The organism is Mesorhizobium sp. CO1-1-11 (genome assembly GCF_020164995.1).
Taxonomy (GTDB): Bacteria; Pseudomonadota; Alphaproteobacteria; order Rhizobiales; family Rhizobiaceae; genus Mesorhizobium; species Mesorhizobium australicum.
Genome location: NZ_JAIUHE010000012.1, coordinates 195,560 through 211,206, shown reverse-complemented (window position 1 = coordinate 211,206; position 15,647 = coordinate 195,560). Strand labels below are relative to the sequence as shown.

General features: G+C 63.0%; 15 protein-coding genes and 1 pseudogene. 2 read left to right on the top strand and 14 right to left on the bottom strand.

Annotated features, from left to right (window positions below; translation table 11 throughout):
* Window positions 1–80: 80 nt before the first annotated feature.
* Both LB554_RS16410 and LB554_RS16405 read left to right on the top strand, forming a co-directional pair.
* A complete protein-coding gene (locus tag LB554_RS16410) occupies window positions 81–1,163 on the top strand; it encodes a CaiB/BaiF CoA transferase family protein (RefSeq protein WP_224585580.1) in 1,083 nt (360 codons plus the stop codon).
* 10 nt (window positions 1,164–1,173) lie between these two features.
* Complete coding sequence (locus LB554_RS16405) at window positions 1,174–1,674, top strand: peptide deformylase (RefSeq protein ID WP_140665939.1); 501 nt, start codon at window positions 1,174–1,176, stop codon at window positions 1,672–1,674.
* Window positions 1,675–1,779: 105 nt separating this feature from the next.
* Here LB554_RS16405 and LB554_RS16400 read toward each other — a convergent pair whose 3' ends face one another.
* The 14 genes and pseudogenes from LB554_RS16400 to LB554_RS16335 all read right to left on the bottom strand — a co-directional run bounded on the left by LB554_RS16400 (window position 1,780) and on the right by LB554_RS16335 (window position 15,647).
* Complete coding sequence (locus LB554_RS16400; RefSeq protein WP_015316720.1) at window positions 1,780–2,055, bottom strand: hypothetical protein; 276 nt, start codon at window positions 2,053–2,055, stop codon at window positions 1,780–1,782.
* Window positions 2,056–2,205: 150 nt separating this feature from the next.
* Complete coding sequence (locus tag LB554_RS16395; RefSeq protein WP_015316719.1) at window positions 2,206–3,702, bottom strand: aldehyde dehydrogenase family protein; 1,497 nt, start codon at window positions 3,700–3,702, stop codon at window positions 2,206–2,208.
* Window positions 3,703–3,858: 156 nt separating this feature from the next.
* Window positions 3,859–5,274, bottom strand: coding sequence for an NAD(P)/FAD-dependent oxidoreductase (locus LB554_RS16390; protein ID WP_224585579.1), 1,416 nt, complete (start codon window positions 5,272–5,274; stop codon window positions 3,859–3,861).
* A gap of 1 nt (window position 5,275) precedes the next feature.
* A complete protein-coding gene (locus tag LB554_RS16385) occupies window positions 5,276–6,142 on the bottom strand; it encodes a PfkB family carbohydrate kinase (RefSeq protein ID WP_224585578.1) in 867 nt (288 codons plus the stop codon).
* Window positions 6,139–6,993: a sugar phosphate isomerase/epimerase family protein gene (locus LB554_RS16380; protein ID WP_224527422.1), complete on the bottom strand. Its 855-nt coding sequence runs from the start codon at window positions 6,991–6,993 to the stop codon at window positions 6,139–6,141. The genes LB554_RS16385 and LB554_RS16380 overlap by 4 nt, the downstream gene beginning before the upstream one ends.
* Before the next feature lie 19 nt (window positions 6,994–7,012).
* Window positions 7,013–7,864: a carbohydrate ABC transporter permease gene (locus LB554_RS16375; protein WP_041163763.1), complete on the bottom strand. Its 852-nt coding sequence runs from the start codon at window positions 7,862–7,864 to the stop codon at window positions 7,013–7,015.
* 5 nt (window positions 7,865–7,869) lie between these two features.
* Window positions 7,870–8,829 (bottom strand): carbohydrate ABC transporter permease, encoded by a 960-nt coding sequence (locus LB554_RS16370; RefSeq protein WP_224527425.1) that lies wholly within the window; start codon window positions 8,827–8,829, stop codon window positions 7,870–7,872.
* Window positions 8,830–8,833: 4 nt separating this feature from the next.
* Complete coding sequence (locus LB554_RS16365) at window positions 8,834–10,156, bottom strand: ABC transporter substrate-binding protein (RefSeq protein ID WP_224585577.1); 1,323 nt, start codon at window positions 10,154–10,156, stop codon at window positions 8,834–8,836.
* A gap of 37 nt (window positions 10,157–10,193) precedes the next feature.
* Window positions 10,194–11,207, bottom strand: coding sequence for an SIS domain-containing protein (locus LB554_RS16360; protein ID WP_140727087.1), 1,014 nt, complete (start codon window positions 11,205–11,207; stop codon window positions 10,194–10,196).
* Between the two features lie 187 nt (window positions 11,208–11,394).
* On the bottom strand, window positions 11,395–12,426 hold the full coding sequence (locus LB554_RS16355; protein WP_224585576.1) for a LacI family DNA-binding transcriptional regulator: 1,032 nt from the start codon (window positions 12,424–12,426) through the stop codon (window positions 11,395–11,397).
* A gap of 366 nt (window positions 12,427–12,792) precedes the next feature.
* Window positions 12,793–13,266: a hypothetical protein gene (locus LB554_RS16350; protein ID WP_224585647.1), complete on the bottom strand. Its 474-nt coding sequence runs from the start codon at window positions 13,264–13,266 to the stop codon at window positions 12,793–12,795.
* A gap of 20 nt (window positions 13,267–13,286) precedes the next feature.
* A pseudogene (locus LB554_RS29615) lies at window positions 13,287–13,412 on the bottom strand (hypothetical protein); the annotation flags it as partial.
* Window positions 13,413–13,776: 364 nt separating this feature from the next.
* Window positions 13,777–14,091 (bottom strand): hypothetical protein, encoded by a 315-nt coding sequence (locus tag LB554_RS16340; RefSeq protein WP_181763196.1) that lies wholly within the window; start codon window positions 14,089–14,091, stop codon window positions 13,777–13,779.
* A gap of 95 nt (window positions 14,092–14,186) precedes the next feature.
* Entirely contained in the window at window positions 14,187–15,647 is a 1,461-nt protein-coding gene (locus LB554_RS16335; RefSeq protein WP_140789663.1) for a caspase domain-containing protein, read from the bottom strand.

The window sequence follows — 15,647 nt, the reverse complement described above, 5'->3', positions numbered from 1 at the left end:
TACACACCGTCGCCCTCCGCAATAGCTTAAACGCGCAACACCAGAGGCGTCACCAGAGAGTCGGCCGCTGTGGAGGATGGATGCTCAGGGGAATCCGCATCGTCGAGATCGAGGCGCTGGGACCGGCGCCCTTCGCCGGCATGCTTTTCGCGGACCTCGGCGCCGATGTCATCATCGTTCACCGCAGGGAGCCGTCCGTGCCGGGCGCGCCCCAGCGCTCGCTGCTCGATCGCGGCAAGCGCTCCATCGCGCTCGACCTGAAGAATATGGACGACGTGGCCGTGCTGACGCGCCTAATCGCCACCGCGGACGGGTTGATCGAGGGGTTCCGGCCCAGCGTCATGGAGCGTCTCGGGCTTGGCCCGGAGGTCTGTATCGCGGCCAATCCGCGCCTGGTCTACGGCCGCATGACCGGCTGGGGCCAGGACGGTCCGCTGGCCGGCCCCGCCGGCCACGACATGAACTATATCGGCCTGTCCGGCGCGCTCTGGTACGGCTCCTTGCCGGGAGAGCCGCCCATGGCGCCACCGACGCTCGTCGGCGACGTAGGCGGCGGGGCGCTCTATCTGGTGATAGGCATGCTGGCCGCCATGATGAACGTGCGCGCCGGCGGCCAGGGCATCGTCGTCGACGCGGCGATCGTCGACGGCTCGGCCCATATGATGAACCTGCTGATGTCGCTCGCACAGTCCGGCGCGCTTGCCGCCGACCGCGGCCGCAGCCTTCTCGACGGACCGCATTGGTGCCGCGTCTACCGGACATCGGATGGCGGCTTCATCAGCGTCCAGTGCGTCGAACCTAAATTCTATACGCTCTTCCTCGACAGGCTTGGCTTGACCGCCGATCCGCAATTCGCCAACCAGTTCGATCGCGAACTCTGGCCGCAGCTGGGCGACCGGCTGGCGGCGATCTTCGCCACGCGACCTCGCGACGCATGGGTCAAGTTGTTCGCGGGCTCGGACGCCTGTGTCGGCCCAGTCTTCAGCCCCCATGAAGCGGCCCAGCATCCGCACATGGCCGCACGCGGCACATGGCTGACGGTGGACAGCATCCTGCAGGCGGCGGCCGCGCCGCGCTTTTCCGGATGGGAACAAAAGACACCGGCCAAGAGCCCCATGCGCGGCGAACATGACGCAGAAATCCGCGCAGGCTTGCCGAGTTGAGGCGAGGTCCATGACAGTTCGGTCGATCGTAAAATTCCCCAATCCCCTCCTTCGCGCCGTGGCCGAACCCGTGGAGCTGTTCGACGACGATCTGCAGGCCTTGGCCAGCGACCTCATCGACACCATGCGCGCGGCCCCCGGAATCGGTATCACCGCCCCGCACATCGGCATTCTGAAACGCCTGGTCGTCATCCAGCTCCCTTCCGCGGCAAAACCGGCGATCTATGTAAATCCGGCCGTCGTCCAGGCCTCGACCGAAATGATCCGTCATGAGGAAGGCAGCGTTTCGATGCCCGGTGTCACCGAGGACATCGAACGGCACGCCCGCATCCGCGTTCGCTATCAGGATCTGGATGGCGGTGAGCGGTTCGAGGACGCCGAGGGCCTGCTGGCGGTTTGCCATCAGCATGAGATCGATCAGCTCGACGGGCTGTTCTGGACGCACAGGCTGACCCGCCTCAAGCGCGACCGGCTGATCAAGCGCTATGGCAAGCTGATGCGAACCTCGTAGACGCCACGGGGCGGATCGCAATGTTACGCCGGGCGCGTGGCCGCGCCGGCGGACCGTGTCACGTTCGCAACGTGCTAACCTGATCGCGGACGAAACGTCCGCCGGTCATTTTCCGCAGTGGTGATCGTTGATCTTGTTTATCGCAAAACCGTCCGGACCAGTCCGGTGGTAGGAGCAGGCTCCAGCGGCCGTTGTGAACAACTGCTGGTCATAGTAGCGCGGGCCGCCGAAGAGGAAGTCGATGAGATCGTCATTGGCGGGAACGTAGCGCTCCTGTTCGTCCTGGTGATGACGGTGCTTGGCGCCCGCGAAAGCCAACGAGGACATGCCGAAGCCCATCGCGAGAGCAAGAGCGCAGATCGCCAATCGTTTCGTCGTCATCGCAAACACCCTTCTGTTCGGGATTCGATCTTATATCGAAAATCGCCAGATGACGAAAAGTTCCTGAACAAGGGCCTTGCTCCGGCCGATGCGCGGCAGTCGGCGACGGGCCCGGACCGCGGGCGCCCTCACCTGAACATCGCCACGCCCTCAATCCGTCTGGATCCAGACGGATTTGGTCTCCAGATACTCGTGCAGATGCTCGATGCCGCCCTCGCGGCCATGGCCGGACATCTTCATCCCGCCGAAAGGCACGGCCGGATCGATGGCGTGGTACATGTTGACCCAGACCGAGCCGGCCTTGATGCGGCGGGCTAGCTTGTGCGCGGTGCCGAGGTGGGTGGTGAAGACGCCGGCTGCAAGCCCGTAGGGCGTCGCGTTGGCGCGCGCGACGGCCTCGTCCAGCGTGTCGAACGGCATCGCCGAAATAACGGGTCCGAAAATCTCCTCCCGCGCGATGGTCATGGTGTCCGACACCGCGCCGAAAACGGTCGGCGCGATGAAGTTGCCGCCATCATAGAGTTCGCCTGTCAGCCGCGCCCCGCCGACGACCAGTTGGGCGCCTTCGTCGCTGCCGGCCTTGATGTAGCCTTCCACCTTGCCGGCCTGCCTGGCATTGATGAGCGGCCCGATTTCGGTCTCCGCCTCGATGCCATGGCCGATGCGCAGTTTTCCGGCGAACTCCGCCAGCCGGCGCACGAATTCGTCATGGATCTCGCGCGCCACGAACAGGCGCGAGCCGGCAATGCAGATCTGGCCCGAATGCACGAACACCGCCATCGCCGCGATTGGGACAGCCTTGTCGATGTCGGCGTCGCGGCAGACAATGATCGGTGACTTGCCGCCAAGCTCAAGCGAGACGCGCTTGAGGTTGGTGACAGCAGCCCGCGCGATCGCTTGACCTGTCAGCGTCGAGCCGGTGAAGACGATCTTGTTGACGTCGGGATGTTCGGCGAGCCGCGCGCCCGCTTCGGCCCCGGTACCGGTGACGATGTTGACGACGCCGTCGGGCACGCCGGCTTCCTGCATCAGCCCGGCGATCAGCAGCGGCGTCAGCGATGCCTCCTCGGACGGTTTCAGCACGATGGTACAGCCCGTGGCGAGCGCCGGCGCGATCTTCCAGATCGAGGCCGCGGTCGGCGCGTTCCAGGGAATGATCGCGCCAACGACGCCAACCGGCTCGCGCCTTGTGAAGGTGACGATTTCGCCCGGAATGGAATTGTCGATCGCCTCGCCATGCAGCGCCGTCGCCATGCCTGCATAGAAGCGCAGCATGCCGATGACGCGGCGCCGGTTGGCCAGCGTGCGCGTGATCGGCAGCCCCATGTCGAGCGTGTCGCAAACGCTGAGCTCTTCCCAATGTGTCTCGAACAGGTCGGCGATCCTGAGCAGCACGCATTGCCGCTCATAGGGCGAGAATTTCGACCATGGACCTTCGAAAGCCGCGCGCGCCGCCGCGACCGCTGCATCGACATCGGCGGCTCCGCCACGCGGCACCGTCGCCAGCACCTCGCCGGTCGCCGGATTCAGCGCCTGCATCACCTCGCCGGACTGCGCTGCGACCCACTTGCCGTCGATGAACATCGGCCGGAATTCGCCATGGTAGAGCGACGTGGCCTTCGCCCTCGGGTCGAAATTCACCGTCATCCCTTCCTCCTCGCGAATTTCCGGGCAACTATTACTCCCGGCGGGGGCGACCTCAACAAGGAAAGCTGAAGGGCGTTCGGATAATCGGACCGCCAGCGTCCGCGCCCGTGTTCACCAGAAAGGCGCAACAACAGGTCCTTGCGGGTTTAAAGATGCCTAGCCCCCGCCGCCCGGCGTGCGTTCCGACAGGAATCGCGTTAAAGCGCCTGGCGTCCCGTTGCGGATCTCGACGTCGTTCCGGCGCGCGATCGCGGCGCGCACAAGCTTGGCGCCGAGATAGCGGAACGGTTCCGGCGGCATCGTCTTGCGCCGATCGAGCCCCACCAGCCCACTGCCGCTCCAGCGATCCTTCCGTTCCAGAACAAGGCTGGCGAGGACGCGGCCGCCGATTGGGGTCTGGGCAATGCCGGTCCCGTTGTAGCCCATGCCAAAGAAAATGTTGGGATGACCCTTCAAGTGATCGAAGACGGGAACATGCTCCGGCACGCAGTCGATCGGGCCCGCCCAATCATAGTCGATCGGCACTCCTCGCAGTTCGGGGTAGACGCGGGCCAGTTCGCGGATATTGTCCCGTCCGTGTTCGGGGCTGCGGTTGAAGCTTTGGCCGAAATTGCCCGCATAGGCGATGTTGCCGCTGCCGCGGCCGAAGACCACCCGGCCTTTCGGGGTGCGCTGATAATAGAGGACCTGGCGCTGCGCGTCGCAGATGGAGGCTCCGTCTCGCCAGCCGATCCGGTCGAGCAAGTCAGGGATTTCCGCGGTCGCGACCACCTGGCTCGCGACCGCGTAAAGATGCCGTCGCAGTTCGGGCAACGCCGACAGCCAGGCATTGGCCGCCAGCACGACCTTCTCGGCCCGCACCGCGCCTTGCGCGGTCCGGACCACACAGGTCCTGCCGGGCACGATTTCGGTGACGGGACTGCGCTCATGGACGACGACGCCGCGAGCGATCGCCAGGTCGCGCAGGCCGGTGGCCAGCTTGGCTGGATGCACGGTTCCGGCATTCGCCTCGACGACGCCGGCATAGGAGGCGGAAGACCCGGTCCGCTGCTTGATCTCCTCGCCGGTCAGCTGCCGGAAGCGGTTGGCCCCGGCTGCCTCGGTCATCGCGACAGCGCGGTTCCAGGCTCCCTCCTGGGCCGTGGAGCTGGCCGTCCACAGCCAGCCGTCAAGCCGGAGATCCATATCGATCGTGCCGTCGCGCTGAAGTTTCTCCAGCTCTGCGATGGCATCGACGCTATCGGCGCAAAGCGCCCGCCCCTCCTCCTCGCCGACGACGGCGCTGATCTGATCGAGCTCGGCGAACCAGGAATGCACCTGTCCTCCATTGCGCCCCGAAGCGCCGGAGCCGCACTGATCGGCCTCGATCACCATGACGCGGGTTTCGGGAGCCAGGTCGCGGATCCGCAACGCCGTCCACAGCCCGGTATAGCCGCCGCCGACGATCACCACGTCGGCCTGCTCGCCGCCGACCAAGGGTTGGGTGGCCGGGGCAGCGGCAATGTCCTGCAGCCAGAACGACCGATCGGCTGTCGCCGCGACCGCCGGCTGTCTCATCCGTAAAGTGGCCATGTCAGACCCTCGTCTCGCGATTGATCAGGTCGGCATATTTCAGCGGCAGCCAGTCGGGGATGGGGCGCGGTTCCTGCGGGAAGCCGCCGAGATGCGTGCAGGTCCTGCTGGCGTCGAGAGAGGCTTTTTGCATGGCATCGTCGGCATCGAGACCCGCGAAGCAGAACGCGGTGATGAAGGTGGCGATAAAGCTGTCTCCCGCACCGCACGTGTCCACGACGGCGGTCGGCGACGCCTCGACATGGCGAACGCCTTGGCTGTCGCCGAAATAGGCGCCGCGGCTGCCGCAGGTGAGCACGACCTGGCGCGCCCCGGCCGACCGCAGCGCGGTCATGAGGGGCTCGACCGGCACGCTCGGCTCGTCTGGACCGGACGCGAAGACCAGAGGCACGCCCTCCAGCGGCAAGGCCAGATGCGCGGTCGAGACGTCGAGACTGAACGGCACGCGCTCGCGAACCAGGCGGCGCACGAGATCCTCGTTGGCATTGGTGCCCAGATGCACCCAATCGGCTTTCGAAATGACCTGCCAGTTGCGCGGCGCGGGCATGTAATTCTCGCCGACGCCGAAGGATTCGAACAGGAAAGTACGGTCGCCCGACTGGTCGCGCAGCAAGGTTACAGCCGTGTCGCCGGAGATCATCTCGACATCGTTGCGGGACAGCCCGGCGGTCTCGATCTCGCGGAGCGTTATCTCACCTTCAGGATCATCGCCAACGGCGCCGAAATAGCGTGCGCTCCAGCCATTGCGGCGCCATTGAACGGCAACGTTGAGGGCGTTCCCGCCCACCGTCAGGAGGTCCTTGTTGAGATAGACGTCGAGGCAGTTGTCACCGACGGCGACCAGATTGGGCGATGCTCCTCCGGTCATGCTGCTGTCGGCGCCCGCGTCATGTGAGGCTCGATCGCCTTGAGATTGCGTGTCCACGCCGCGACCGGGTCCAGAGCATAGGAGCCATTTCCGAACGGCTCGAAGGTCAGTTTCCCCCGATAGCCCGACGCGGCGAGGTCGTCGAGGTACTGGCCGATCGGAAGCTTGCCGTCGCCCCAGACAAGATGCCCCGCCGGCAGCCCGTCGACGATCTGCACATGCGCGAGGCGCGGCCCGAACAGCCTGACATAGTCGGCCACGGTATCGCCGGCAGTGGCCATGCCGACGGTGTCCAGGACCACGTCCATGGTGTCGGCGCCGATCTGGTCGAGCATTTCGCGCAGGCCCGCCGCATTGGTGACGACGTTGGTTTCGACGCGTTGCAGCGGCTCGAGCAGGCAGCGCACGCCGACCGAGGACGCATGGGCGGCGATCTCCGCGAGCGACTGGGCCGACCGTGCCCACGCCTCTTGCGGCGGGTCGTGTTCATATCCACGCCCGGACGTCAGGAACAAATATCGGGCGCCCAGTTCGGCGCATATGTCCGCCGCGCGGCAGAACCGCCTGACGCTGTCGCGGCGATATGCGCCGTCGCCCGACGCGATGTTGATCGGATAGATCACCTGCTCGGGCGTGAAGCACCAGACCGTCAGTCCGTTCTGCGCAAGTATCTCGCGAACCGATCGAACATGCGCGTCTGTCGCATGAAACAGGTCGAGATGCGGCGCGATGCCCCAAAGCTCGATCTCCTTGAAGCCGAAGCCGCGAAGGATCTCGGCAACGCGCTCGAATGCGTAATGCTGGAAAGCGAAGTTGGCCCCAATCAACTGGTCGACCTTGAATTGCGACATGGATGTCCTTCCCGGTGATTTATTTGCCGATGCCTTCGGAGAGGCCGCGGATGAAGTACCGCTGTGCGGCGAAGAAAAGCAGGACGATCGGCAGGGCCGAGATCGTCATCGCCGCGAAGACGACGCCGTAATTGGTGCCGTTCTTGGACATCAGCGAGGTGAGGCCGACGGGCAGCGTCTGCACCGCCGATCCATTGGTGAAGACCATCGCGAACAAATACTCGTTCCAGGCAAACAGCACGTGCAGGATGATGCAGGAGATGATGATCGGCTGGCACAGCGGCAGGATGATGCGCCAGAAGATCTGCCCCTCGCTGGCGCCGTCGATGCGGGCCGCCTCGTCGAGATCCTTCGGCAGCCCAAGCATGTAGGCGCGGATCAGGAAGGTGCTGAACGGAATCCGGAACGCCGTGTAGAGGATGATCAGCGCCCAGTAGGTGTTGTAGAGGCCGATGGCCTGCAGCATCCGCACCAGCGGGATCAGCGCCACGGTCGGACTGAGCATGAGGCCGCCAAGAACCAGGCCGACGATAAGCGGCTTGCCGGGCATTGGCGTTCGCGTCAGCCCGTAGGCGGTCCAGGCGCTGATCAGCACCGTGCAGATCGCTGAAGCGACGGTCACCAGCAGGCTCGAGACCAGATAGTCGCGGACGCCCCGGTTCCAGGCCTGCACATAATTGCCCCAGGTCCACCGCGACGGCAGCGCGAACGGGTCGCCGAAGATCTGCCCATTATCCTTGAAGCCGTTGAGCGCCATCCAGACCAGCGGATAAAGCACGACGATGCCGAGACAGATCAGGAACGAGTACAGAAAGGCTTTCGCAAGAGCGCTCCCGAAGGCCGGGCGCGCGGTCCGCCCGCTGGCCGCCATCACCGTCACAGCTCGACCCTCCGGCGCCTGGTGTACCAAAGCTGGGCCGCTCCGGTGATCATGGTCACGGCGAAGATCACGGCGGCGATCGCGGCGCCGTAGCCGAAATTGTTCTGGATGAAGCCCTGCTGGTAAAGCCATGTGCCAAGCACCTGGCTGCGGTTGTTGGGGCCGCCGGCGGTCATGACCATGACCTCGTTGAACACCTGGAACGCGCCGGTGATGGTGACAATGATCATCAGGCCGGTCATCTCGCGGGTCAGCGGCAGCGTCACGCTCCACAGCCTGCGCAGCGGTCCGGCTCCGTCCATGACCGCGGCATCATAGAGATCGCGCGGAATCTTCTGGATCGCGATCGCGAACAGGAGCGTCGAATAGCCGAAGCCCTGCCACTGGCTCATCGCGATGATCGCGTAGATCGCCGTGTGCTCGCCGCCGAGCCAGGGCTGGATGAGTTGTTCCAGGCCAATGCGCCTGAGCCCGGCGTTCAAGAGCCCGATATCCGGCTGGTAGATGAAATAAAACAGCAGGCCGGTCACGGTGATCGAGATCGCGGAAGGAATGAAATAAATCGCCCGCCAGAAGCGCCTTTGCCGCTCGCTGCCCAGCCCCTCGATCAGCGCCGCCAACACGAAGGCGCCGCCGACCTGGAAGACGATGGAGATCAACGCGTAGAGCGTGTTGTTCCACAACGCCACCCAGACGACCGGGTCGTGCAGCAGCCGCTCATAGTTGGCGAGGCCGATATTCGTGGTCTCGCCGGTAAAAATATCCTCGTCGGTGGTGCTGACGATGAAGTTGTCGACGATCGGGTAATACACGAACCAGCCGACCAGGATCACCGCAACGGCGACCCACCGGAGCGAGCCCCAGTGGCGGAACCGGCGGCCGGCTTTCGCCGCCGGCTCGCCCTTGGCGTTGCTCAAGGCAGCGCCTTCCATTCTGGCCAGACCGGGATTCGCCATTGGCCTATTTCGATGCCGCGGCCGCCTGCTTGACCTGCTCCATGACCTGTTCCGGCGTCATCGAGCCGCCGGTGAGGGCCTGGAGGCTGGACAGCCAGGCGGAGGCCACGCGCGGCGGGTTCACCGTGTCCAGCCACGGCATCAGGTAGGAAGCGGAGGCGATCTCCTTGAGGCCGGCCACGACGGACGGGTTCATGTTGGCTTCCGACGCCCCGCCGATGGTCGCGCTGGGCTGCCCGTAGGGCGGAGCCGAGAGCACCTGGCCATTCTGCTTGGACGTGACGAATTTCATGAAGTCGATCGCCAGCGGGATGTTGCTGGAGGCGGAACTGATCATGTAGCCCTCCGGCGCGCCTTCGATCGCTTTCGCGTCGCCCTTCGCGCCGTTCGGCACAGGCAAGGTGAAGAAGCCCAGATCGGATACTTTCAAAGCGGAATCCGCCGACGCGCTCTGATCGAACTCGATGATTTCCTGGTAGTACATGGCCGATTTCGTGTTGCTGAAGGTCTGGATGGCCGACGAATAGGAGGTGCCGTTCACCGAGGCGCCGCCATCCGTGCAACTGTCGATGAGCTGCTTGTACTGGGTGAGCGCGGCGACATAGCCCGGGTCGCTATAGTCCGCCGTGCCGGGGTCGAAATCCTTCTCGAGTACCGCCTGCGGAACGTCGTAGGCGAGCAGCTGCCCCACATAGTGGATTGCCGGCCAGGCCTCCTTGTTGCCGAAAGAGATCGGCGTCATGCCCGATTTCCGGATCGTCTCGCAGGACGACAGGAGCTCCTCGAAGGTTTTGGGCGCGCTCAGGCCGAGTTTGGAGAACGCCTGCTTGTTGTAGCCCATGAATTTTGCGTCGAGATAGAGCGGAATGCCGTAGTATTTGCCATTGTACATGAAGGCCTGAACGGCCGCCGGCGTCAGTGTCTTGCCCCACTCGGTATCGGGCCCGATGACCGGGGTCAGGTCGACGGCGCGATGGCCGCGCACGAAGTTTCCGCCCCAGCTGCCGGTCCAGGAAAAGTAGATGTCCGGGAGCGAGTTCGACGCGACCAGCGTTTTGGTCTTGTCCTTGACGCTGTCGTCGCTTTCCTGGATGAGTTCGACTTTCACGCCGGGATGAAGCTTCTCATAGTCCTGGGCGACGCCGACGAAGTAGGGCGCCAGCTGCTGCGCGCCGAATTTCGTCAGGACCGACAGCGTTCCCTGGTAATCGACCTTAGCGTTCGGATCGGCCTGGACCGCCTCGGCGCCGATACCCTGTCCCATTGTCAGACCCAGTGCCGATGCCGCGGCAAGCGCGGCGATTGCCGCCTGTGTTGGATATTTCATGATCAGTTCCCTTCTTCGTTTTTATGAGGTGAGGTGATCAGTATTCGACGCGCTTGTAGTAGCGGCGCGTCGTCAGCGGGTGATTGCGCAACACTTCCAGATGCGCGCTCACCCGTTCCAGCAACGTCGCAAGCACGATCGGCGAGATCAGCTTGCGGACAGCAGGCGAGATACCGGGCAGTTCGACCGACGCGGCATCGAGAACGTGCACCTTGTCGGTGTATCGCTTGATGAAATTTTCGACGCGATCACCCAGCGGACGGCTGGCATCTTCCCCCTTGAAGAGGAATACGCTCACACCCGGTTCGACCAGCTCCAGCGTGCCGTGGAAGAAGTCGGCGGCATGGACCGGTCTGGTCCTGATCCACTGCATCTCTTCCAGAATGCACATGCCGTAATAGTAGGCTTGCGGCCAGACGGAGCCGGCGCCGGTGAAGATGTGATAGGTTTCGTTCTTGATCGTGTCGGCGAGTTTCGCCGCGCTGTCTTCGTAGGCCGCCTTTGCCCCAACCAGCAGTTCCGGCAGTCTCTTGAGCTCGGCCACGGTGGCGTCGAAGTCCTCGTATTCGCCGCGCTCGGCCAGCAGTGCCAGCACAATCAGCAGCGACTGCAGATAGAAGGATTCCGAAGAGGTGTCGTCCTCCGCGAAGTTCGTGAAGGTGAAATCGGCTTCCCTGGCAAGCGGCGTGTCGGAATGGCCGGTGAGCGAGAGCGTGCGCACGCCTCTCTGCTTCAGGAAGGAAAGCAGCTGCACGCTTTCCCTGGTCGTGCCCGACAGCGAGGGAATGACGACGAGCGACTTCCGGTCCAGCCCGGCGGGCGGATCAAGCACGACCTGCGCCGGATATTCTCCCCGCACGGGGAAGCTCGTACGGCGCTCGGCCAGCTCGATCGCTGGAAGGGTCAGAAGCTGCACGCCACCGGTCCCCATGAAATAGAGCCGCTCGACGCCATCCGCGAGCAGCCGGTGCATGAGCGCCCTCGCCTCTCCGGCGAAGGAGACGGCTCCGCTCTGGATCTTGATGAAGCGGTCTTTGTCAAAATTGAGCATGCAGGTCTTCCTCGTATTTTCGCTGCGGCAGGGCGTCCGCTCGTTGCAGGCACCGCCGGCGATCGCCGCGGCCACCATCGATCAGGCTGATTGTGAGATCGATCTCACATATTTAACGCACGCATTTCAGAGGTTGGCAAGTCCCCTGCCGGACGAATTCGCGGAAGAGCCTATTTGGATCGGGCGATCAGCGCCCGTGCAGCCGCCGCGAGACCGAGCCGCGAACGATGAGACGGGTCGGGAAGCGCGTGTGGCGCGGGGCCAGCTTCTTGCCGGCCAGGCGGTCGAGCAGCATTTTGGCGGCAAGCGGCCCTATTTCGGCTGTCGGCTGCGCAATGACGGTGATCTGGGGATCGGTGAAGGTGGCGAGGTTGAAATCGTCGAACCCGACCAGCGAAACATCATGCGGGATCGACAGTCCCATCGACCGCAGGCCGAGCAACGCGCCTTGGGTCATCAGGCTGTCCACGGTGAACAGGGCGGTCGGACGATCGCGGCGGCTGAACAGTCGAATGGTGGCTTCGACAGCATGTTCCACGGTCGAGCGTGACACGCTGACCAGCGACGGGTCGAGGGCGATGCCATGCGCCGCAAGCGAATACTGGTAACCGGCAAGGCGCTCCTGCGCGGTGAAGATGCGCGATTCGTCCCGCAACAGGCCGATGCGCTCATGGCCATTGGCAACCAGGTAGTCCACGGCCGCGCGCGCACCGCCTTCATTGTCGACGACGACGCTGTCGCAGTGCACTTCCTTGACGACACGGTCGATCAGCACGACCGGCGTGCCCTCACGGGCGAGCTGCACGATATGCTGGCTGTCCGTCGCCGAGGTCGGCGCAAGAATGAAGCCACGGATGCTGAGCGAACGCAGGCTTTCGAGCAGTTCCTTTTCCTGTTCGACATTCTCTTCGCTGCTGGCGATCAGAAGATTGTGGCGGTGCCTGCGCAGTTCCGCCTCGATATCATGGGCAATGCGCGCGAAGAACGGATTCTGGATGTCGCCGGGAATGAAGCCGACGATCGGCAGCTGCCCGCTGCGCAGCGCCTGCGCGACGAGGTTGGCGCGATAGCCCAGTCGCTCGGCGGCTTCCAGCACGCGCAAAGCCGTGCCGTCGCCGACGTAACCATAACTGTTGAGCGCCCGCGCCGCCGTGGCGCGCGAAACGTTGGCCGCGGCGGCCACGTCTTTCAGGGTGATCCCTTTCTGCGTCACGATCATTATGCTCCCGGGACGGCAATATCCCGTTTGGCGAACCCGCGGGCGAACTTGCCCGTACGCTATTGGTAAATAACAACAATGGTGGGCCCGGAGGGTGTAAATTTCCTCAACAAATCCAATGGCTTACCGGATGGCTAGCCAACCCGTATCCTTCGTATGATCTCGTACGGTCTGGCGAACCTTCGGACCAGGAGAAGGGCTAGTGTTCAATGCAAGGCGTGTCTCTACCTTATCCTACAAAAAGAGTCGATAAAGGCTTGTTGACCAAGGGGAAGCTCGACTGGTTGGGGCCGGACGACCGTCCGCTGTTGTGTAAGGTCAGCGGATAGCTGCCATTCGGCAACCGTCCAATTGGCGACGTTGGGACTAATGGAGCAGCCATGAAAAGCCACGCCGCAAAAAGGCTTCGCCACCCGTCCTGACAACCTCACCATGTGCCACGACGACGTGCTCGGGATGTTTTCCGATCAACTCACGAAGCTTTGGGCGCGCGGTTGCGCGGTTGCGGAAACTGAGGCGATAGTCGATCGGCGGATAGCCCCAGCCTTCGACCATTCTCGAAAGTCTTGCGATTGGCCGCATCCACCATGGCCAATGGTGTTTCAAGAACGTCTCGCTGAAGCTCTGTGAGAGGTCGGCGATGATAGCGGTACGCGATGCGCGCTGAAAGAAGATCAGTTCGTCCATGAATGGCGAATTGGTGAAATAGAACTGGTCGATCTGCCCACTCCACTCGGCGGGCGGATCGCTGGCCAGTACCCCCGAAAAGCGGAGTTGCCTGCGCTGGCGATTGTCGCCGCCGTCGCCCACAAATTCACGGCCGGGAATGCGGCCTGCCACTCACCCCAAAAAAGGTAATGCAGCTTGTTGGGGCTGACGATATGCCGGACAGGACCCAGCGCTCGAATCTCACCCTCGATCGCAGCCGTCCTTTCGACCGGTGACCACAACCACAGCCCCCCATCGGCAAGACGCACGACGGCCATGCGTGTCGGATAATCGAATCCCTTGAACGAAACGATTCCGCCATCCGCAATCCATAGGTTCGATCCAGCGGTTCCAGCATGGTCGCTAAGTCTAGTCCCCTAAATGGGCGCTTTCCACCCCAACCGGCCGTCGCAAGACGATTGCAGGGTCATAAACAACGGTCGTCCGACACCGCCGAACGTTTTGACGTCAAATCTCCGTGCGCTTCGCAAGGAGTTGCCGGAGAGAAAACGACCTTTGGGGTGGACACAAGGCCGGGAGCGGACTGACAGAATTCTCGCATCGAGAGCCGATAGCGGACATTCAATCAGGCGGGATTGAAGTCTCCAACTGAACCGAAATGGAGGTCAGCGGAGTGTTTTTCTAGTCCGACCAGATCGGCGGCGATTGTTTGATATCGCCGACAATCCGCCTGCACGATGGATCGGTCCGGCCGCTCAGGCGGCACACTTCCGGCGTTGCCTTCAAGGCATGCAGGATCCACTCAATGTGTGGCCAGGGAAAATCTGTCGGGCCGTCGATGTCGCTATCTGCGGCAACGATTATCTCGAGCTTGGAGACAACGCCGAAAAGTGAGTTTGCAAGCGTACGCGGGAGTCTGTCCTGAATCTTCAAAGCCGCTGTCACAGCCTCGACCTCCGCTTGGTAGGCGATCGAATAACCGGCCTTCGCCTCCACCGACCGTGCGCCGCATGAAAAACCTCGTGAGGTTGGGGTTGCCCATTTTTTGCCGGTTTACGGCCAACTTGGCCGGTGAGCAAAGGCGGCCCTGCCTAGAATACACCGCCAATGCCGATGCCGCCTGAAATGTCGGGTGGGGGAGCTGCGGGGCGTCTCGGCGCGGCCTGCGAGCGCTTCGCTGTCATGCCGCCGGAGGTGTTTCGCGACGGGGCGGCATCCGAGGCCACTTTGGCCGGCTTGGCCTTGACGATGACCGGTTGCTTGCAGATTCTGCCTGAGCGCAGAAATAGATCGCCGAGCAGTCCGACGCTTGGCTCGGTCGTTGCTGCGACCTGCTTGGTGTTTTTGTAATAGTCGGTGAGAGCACGAATTGAGCCCGCGCCCCAGTCCCCATCAACCTGCATCCGATAGCAGCCCAGGCGACGAAGTTCCGTCTGAACGTTGCGTGCAAGATCGGCCGTCCTGTCCTTGTCCGCTACGCCCGCGGAGGCGCCGATTATAAGGGTTTCGAGACCGGAGACGACACTTTGGCGAGCGTCTTCAACCCCTTCAGTGGGTGACATGTTGGCAACCTGAGTGCCAACAGGCGCCGCCAAACTGGATGACGGTGCCGGAATCTCGACCGACCGCAATGTCTGTCCAACGATGACCACGGCTGTTTGCAGATCATTTGAGGCAAGTTCAACCTGCAACCTCTTCTTAGCTGTGGGGTCTGCCAGGATGCGTGAAAGGCTTGCGCTCAACTGTCCCGGATCGAGTACCTGTTGCTCAGTGAAATAGAACTGCTCGCGCAGGTTCGATTGATCCCAAGGTACTTGACGCCCGACCGTCAGCGCTTCCGTTTCGTTGCGCACGCGGATCATCATGTCCGAAATGCTGAGCCCGGGGATCTCGACATTCTTCAGCAGTGCAGTGGTGAACGGGCTGTTTTCGCCGCCACCATCGGCCGTGACATTGCCAGGCTGAGTGGCAAAAGCAACGAATGTGTTTTCACCGACCTCAACTTGCGCCAGACCATTGCTCGCGCCTGGGCCGGAACCGAGCGGATTGTTGCGGCAGGCGTCCAGGAATATGAATGTCTGGCGATCGCGGCGCGCGAACCGCGCGATCACATCATTTAACTTGATGGCGCTGCCCGTCAGTTTTTCCAGGCTTTCAGGATCGGGCGTATCGACCGACAGCAGGTAGTTTTCGCCATTCAATTGGACGCCGTGACCTGCGTAGAAAATCAGAACGGCACTGGCGCCGGGCAATCGCGCATCAGCGTCTTGCAGGAGTTTGGCAAAACCATCGGTCGAAAGATCGGTCCCAGTCAGGACTTCGAAATTCAGCCGCTTCAAGCTCTCTGAAAGCCTTATGGCATCGTTCGTCGCATTGGGGAGATGCTCAAGCCGGGTGCTTTGATAGCTCGAATTGCCAATGACGATCGCCAGCCGGTTGCGTGGTTGCGGCGACGGGGTCTGTTCGACCGCGGCGCGAGCGCCAGCCGAGCCAAGGAACATCAGAAGCAGAAGCAGCGGGATGCGAAACAGCAGTCTGAGGCGATGGGTCAT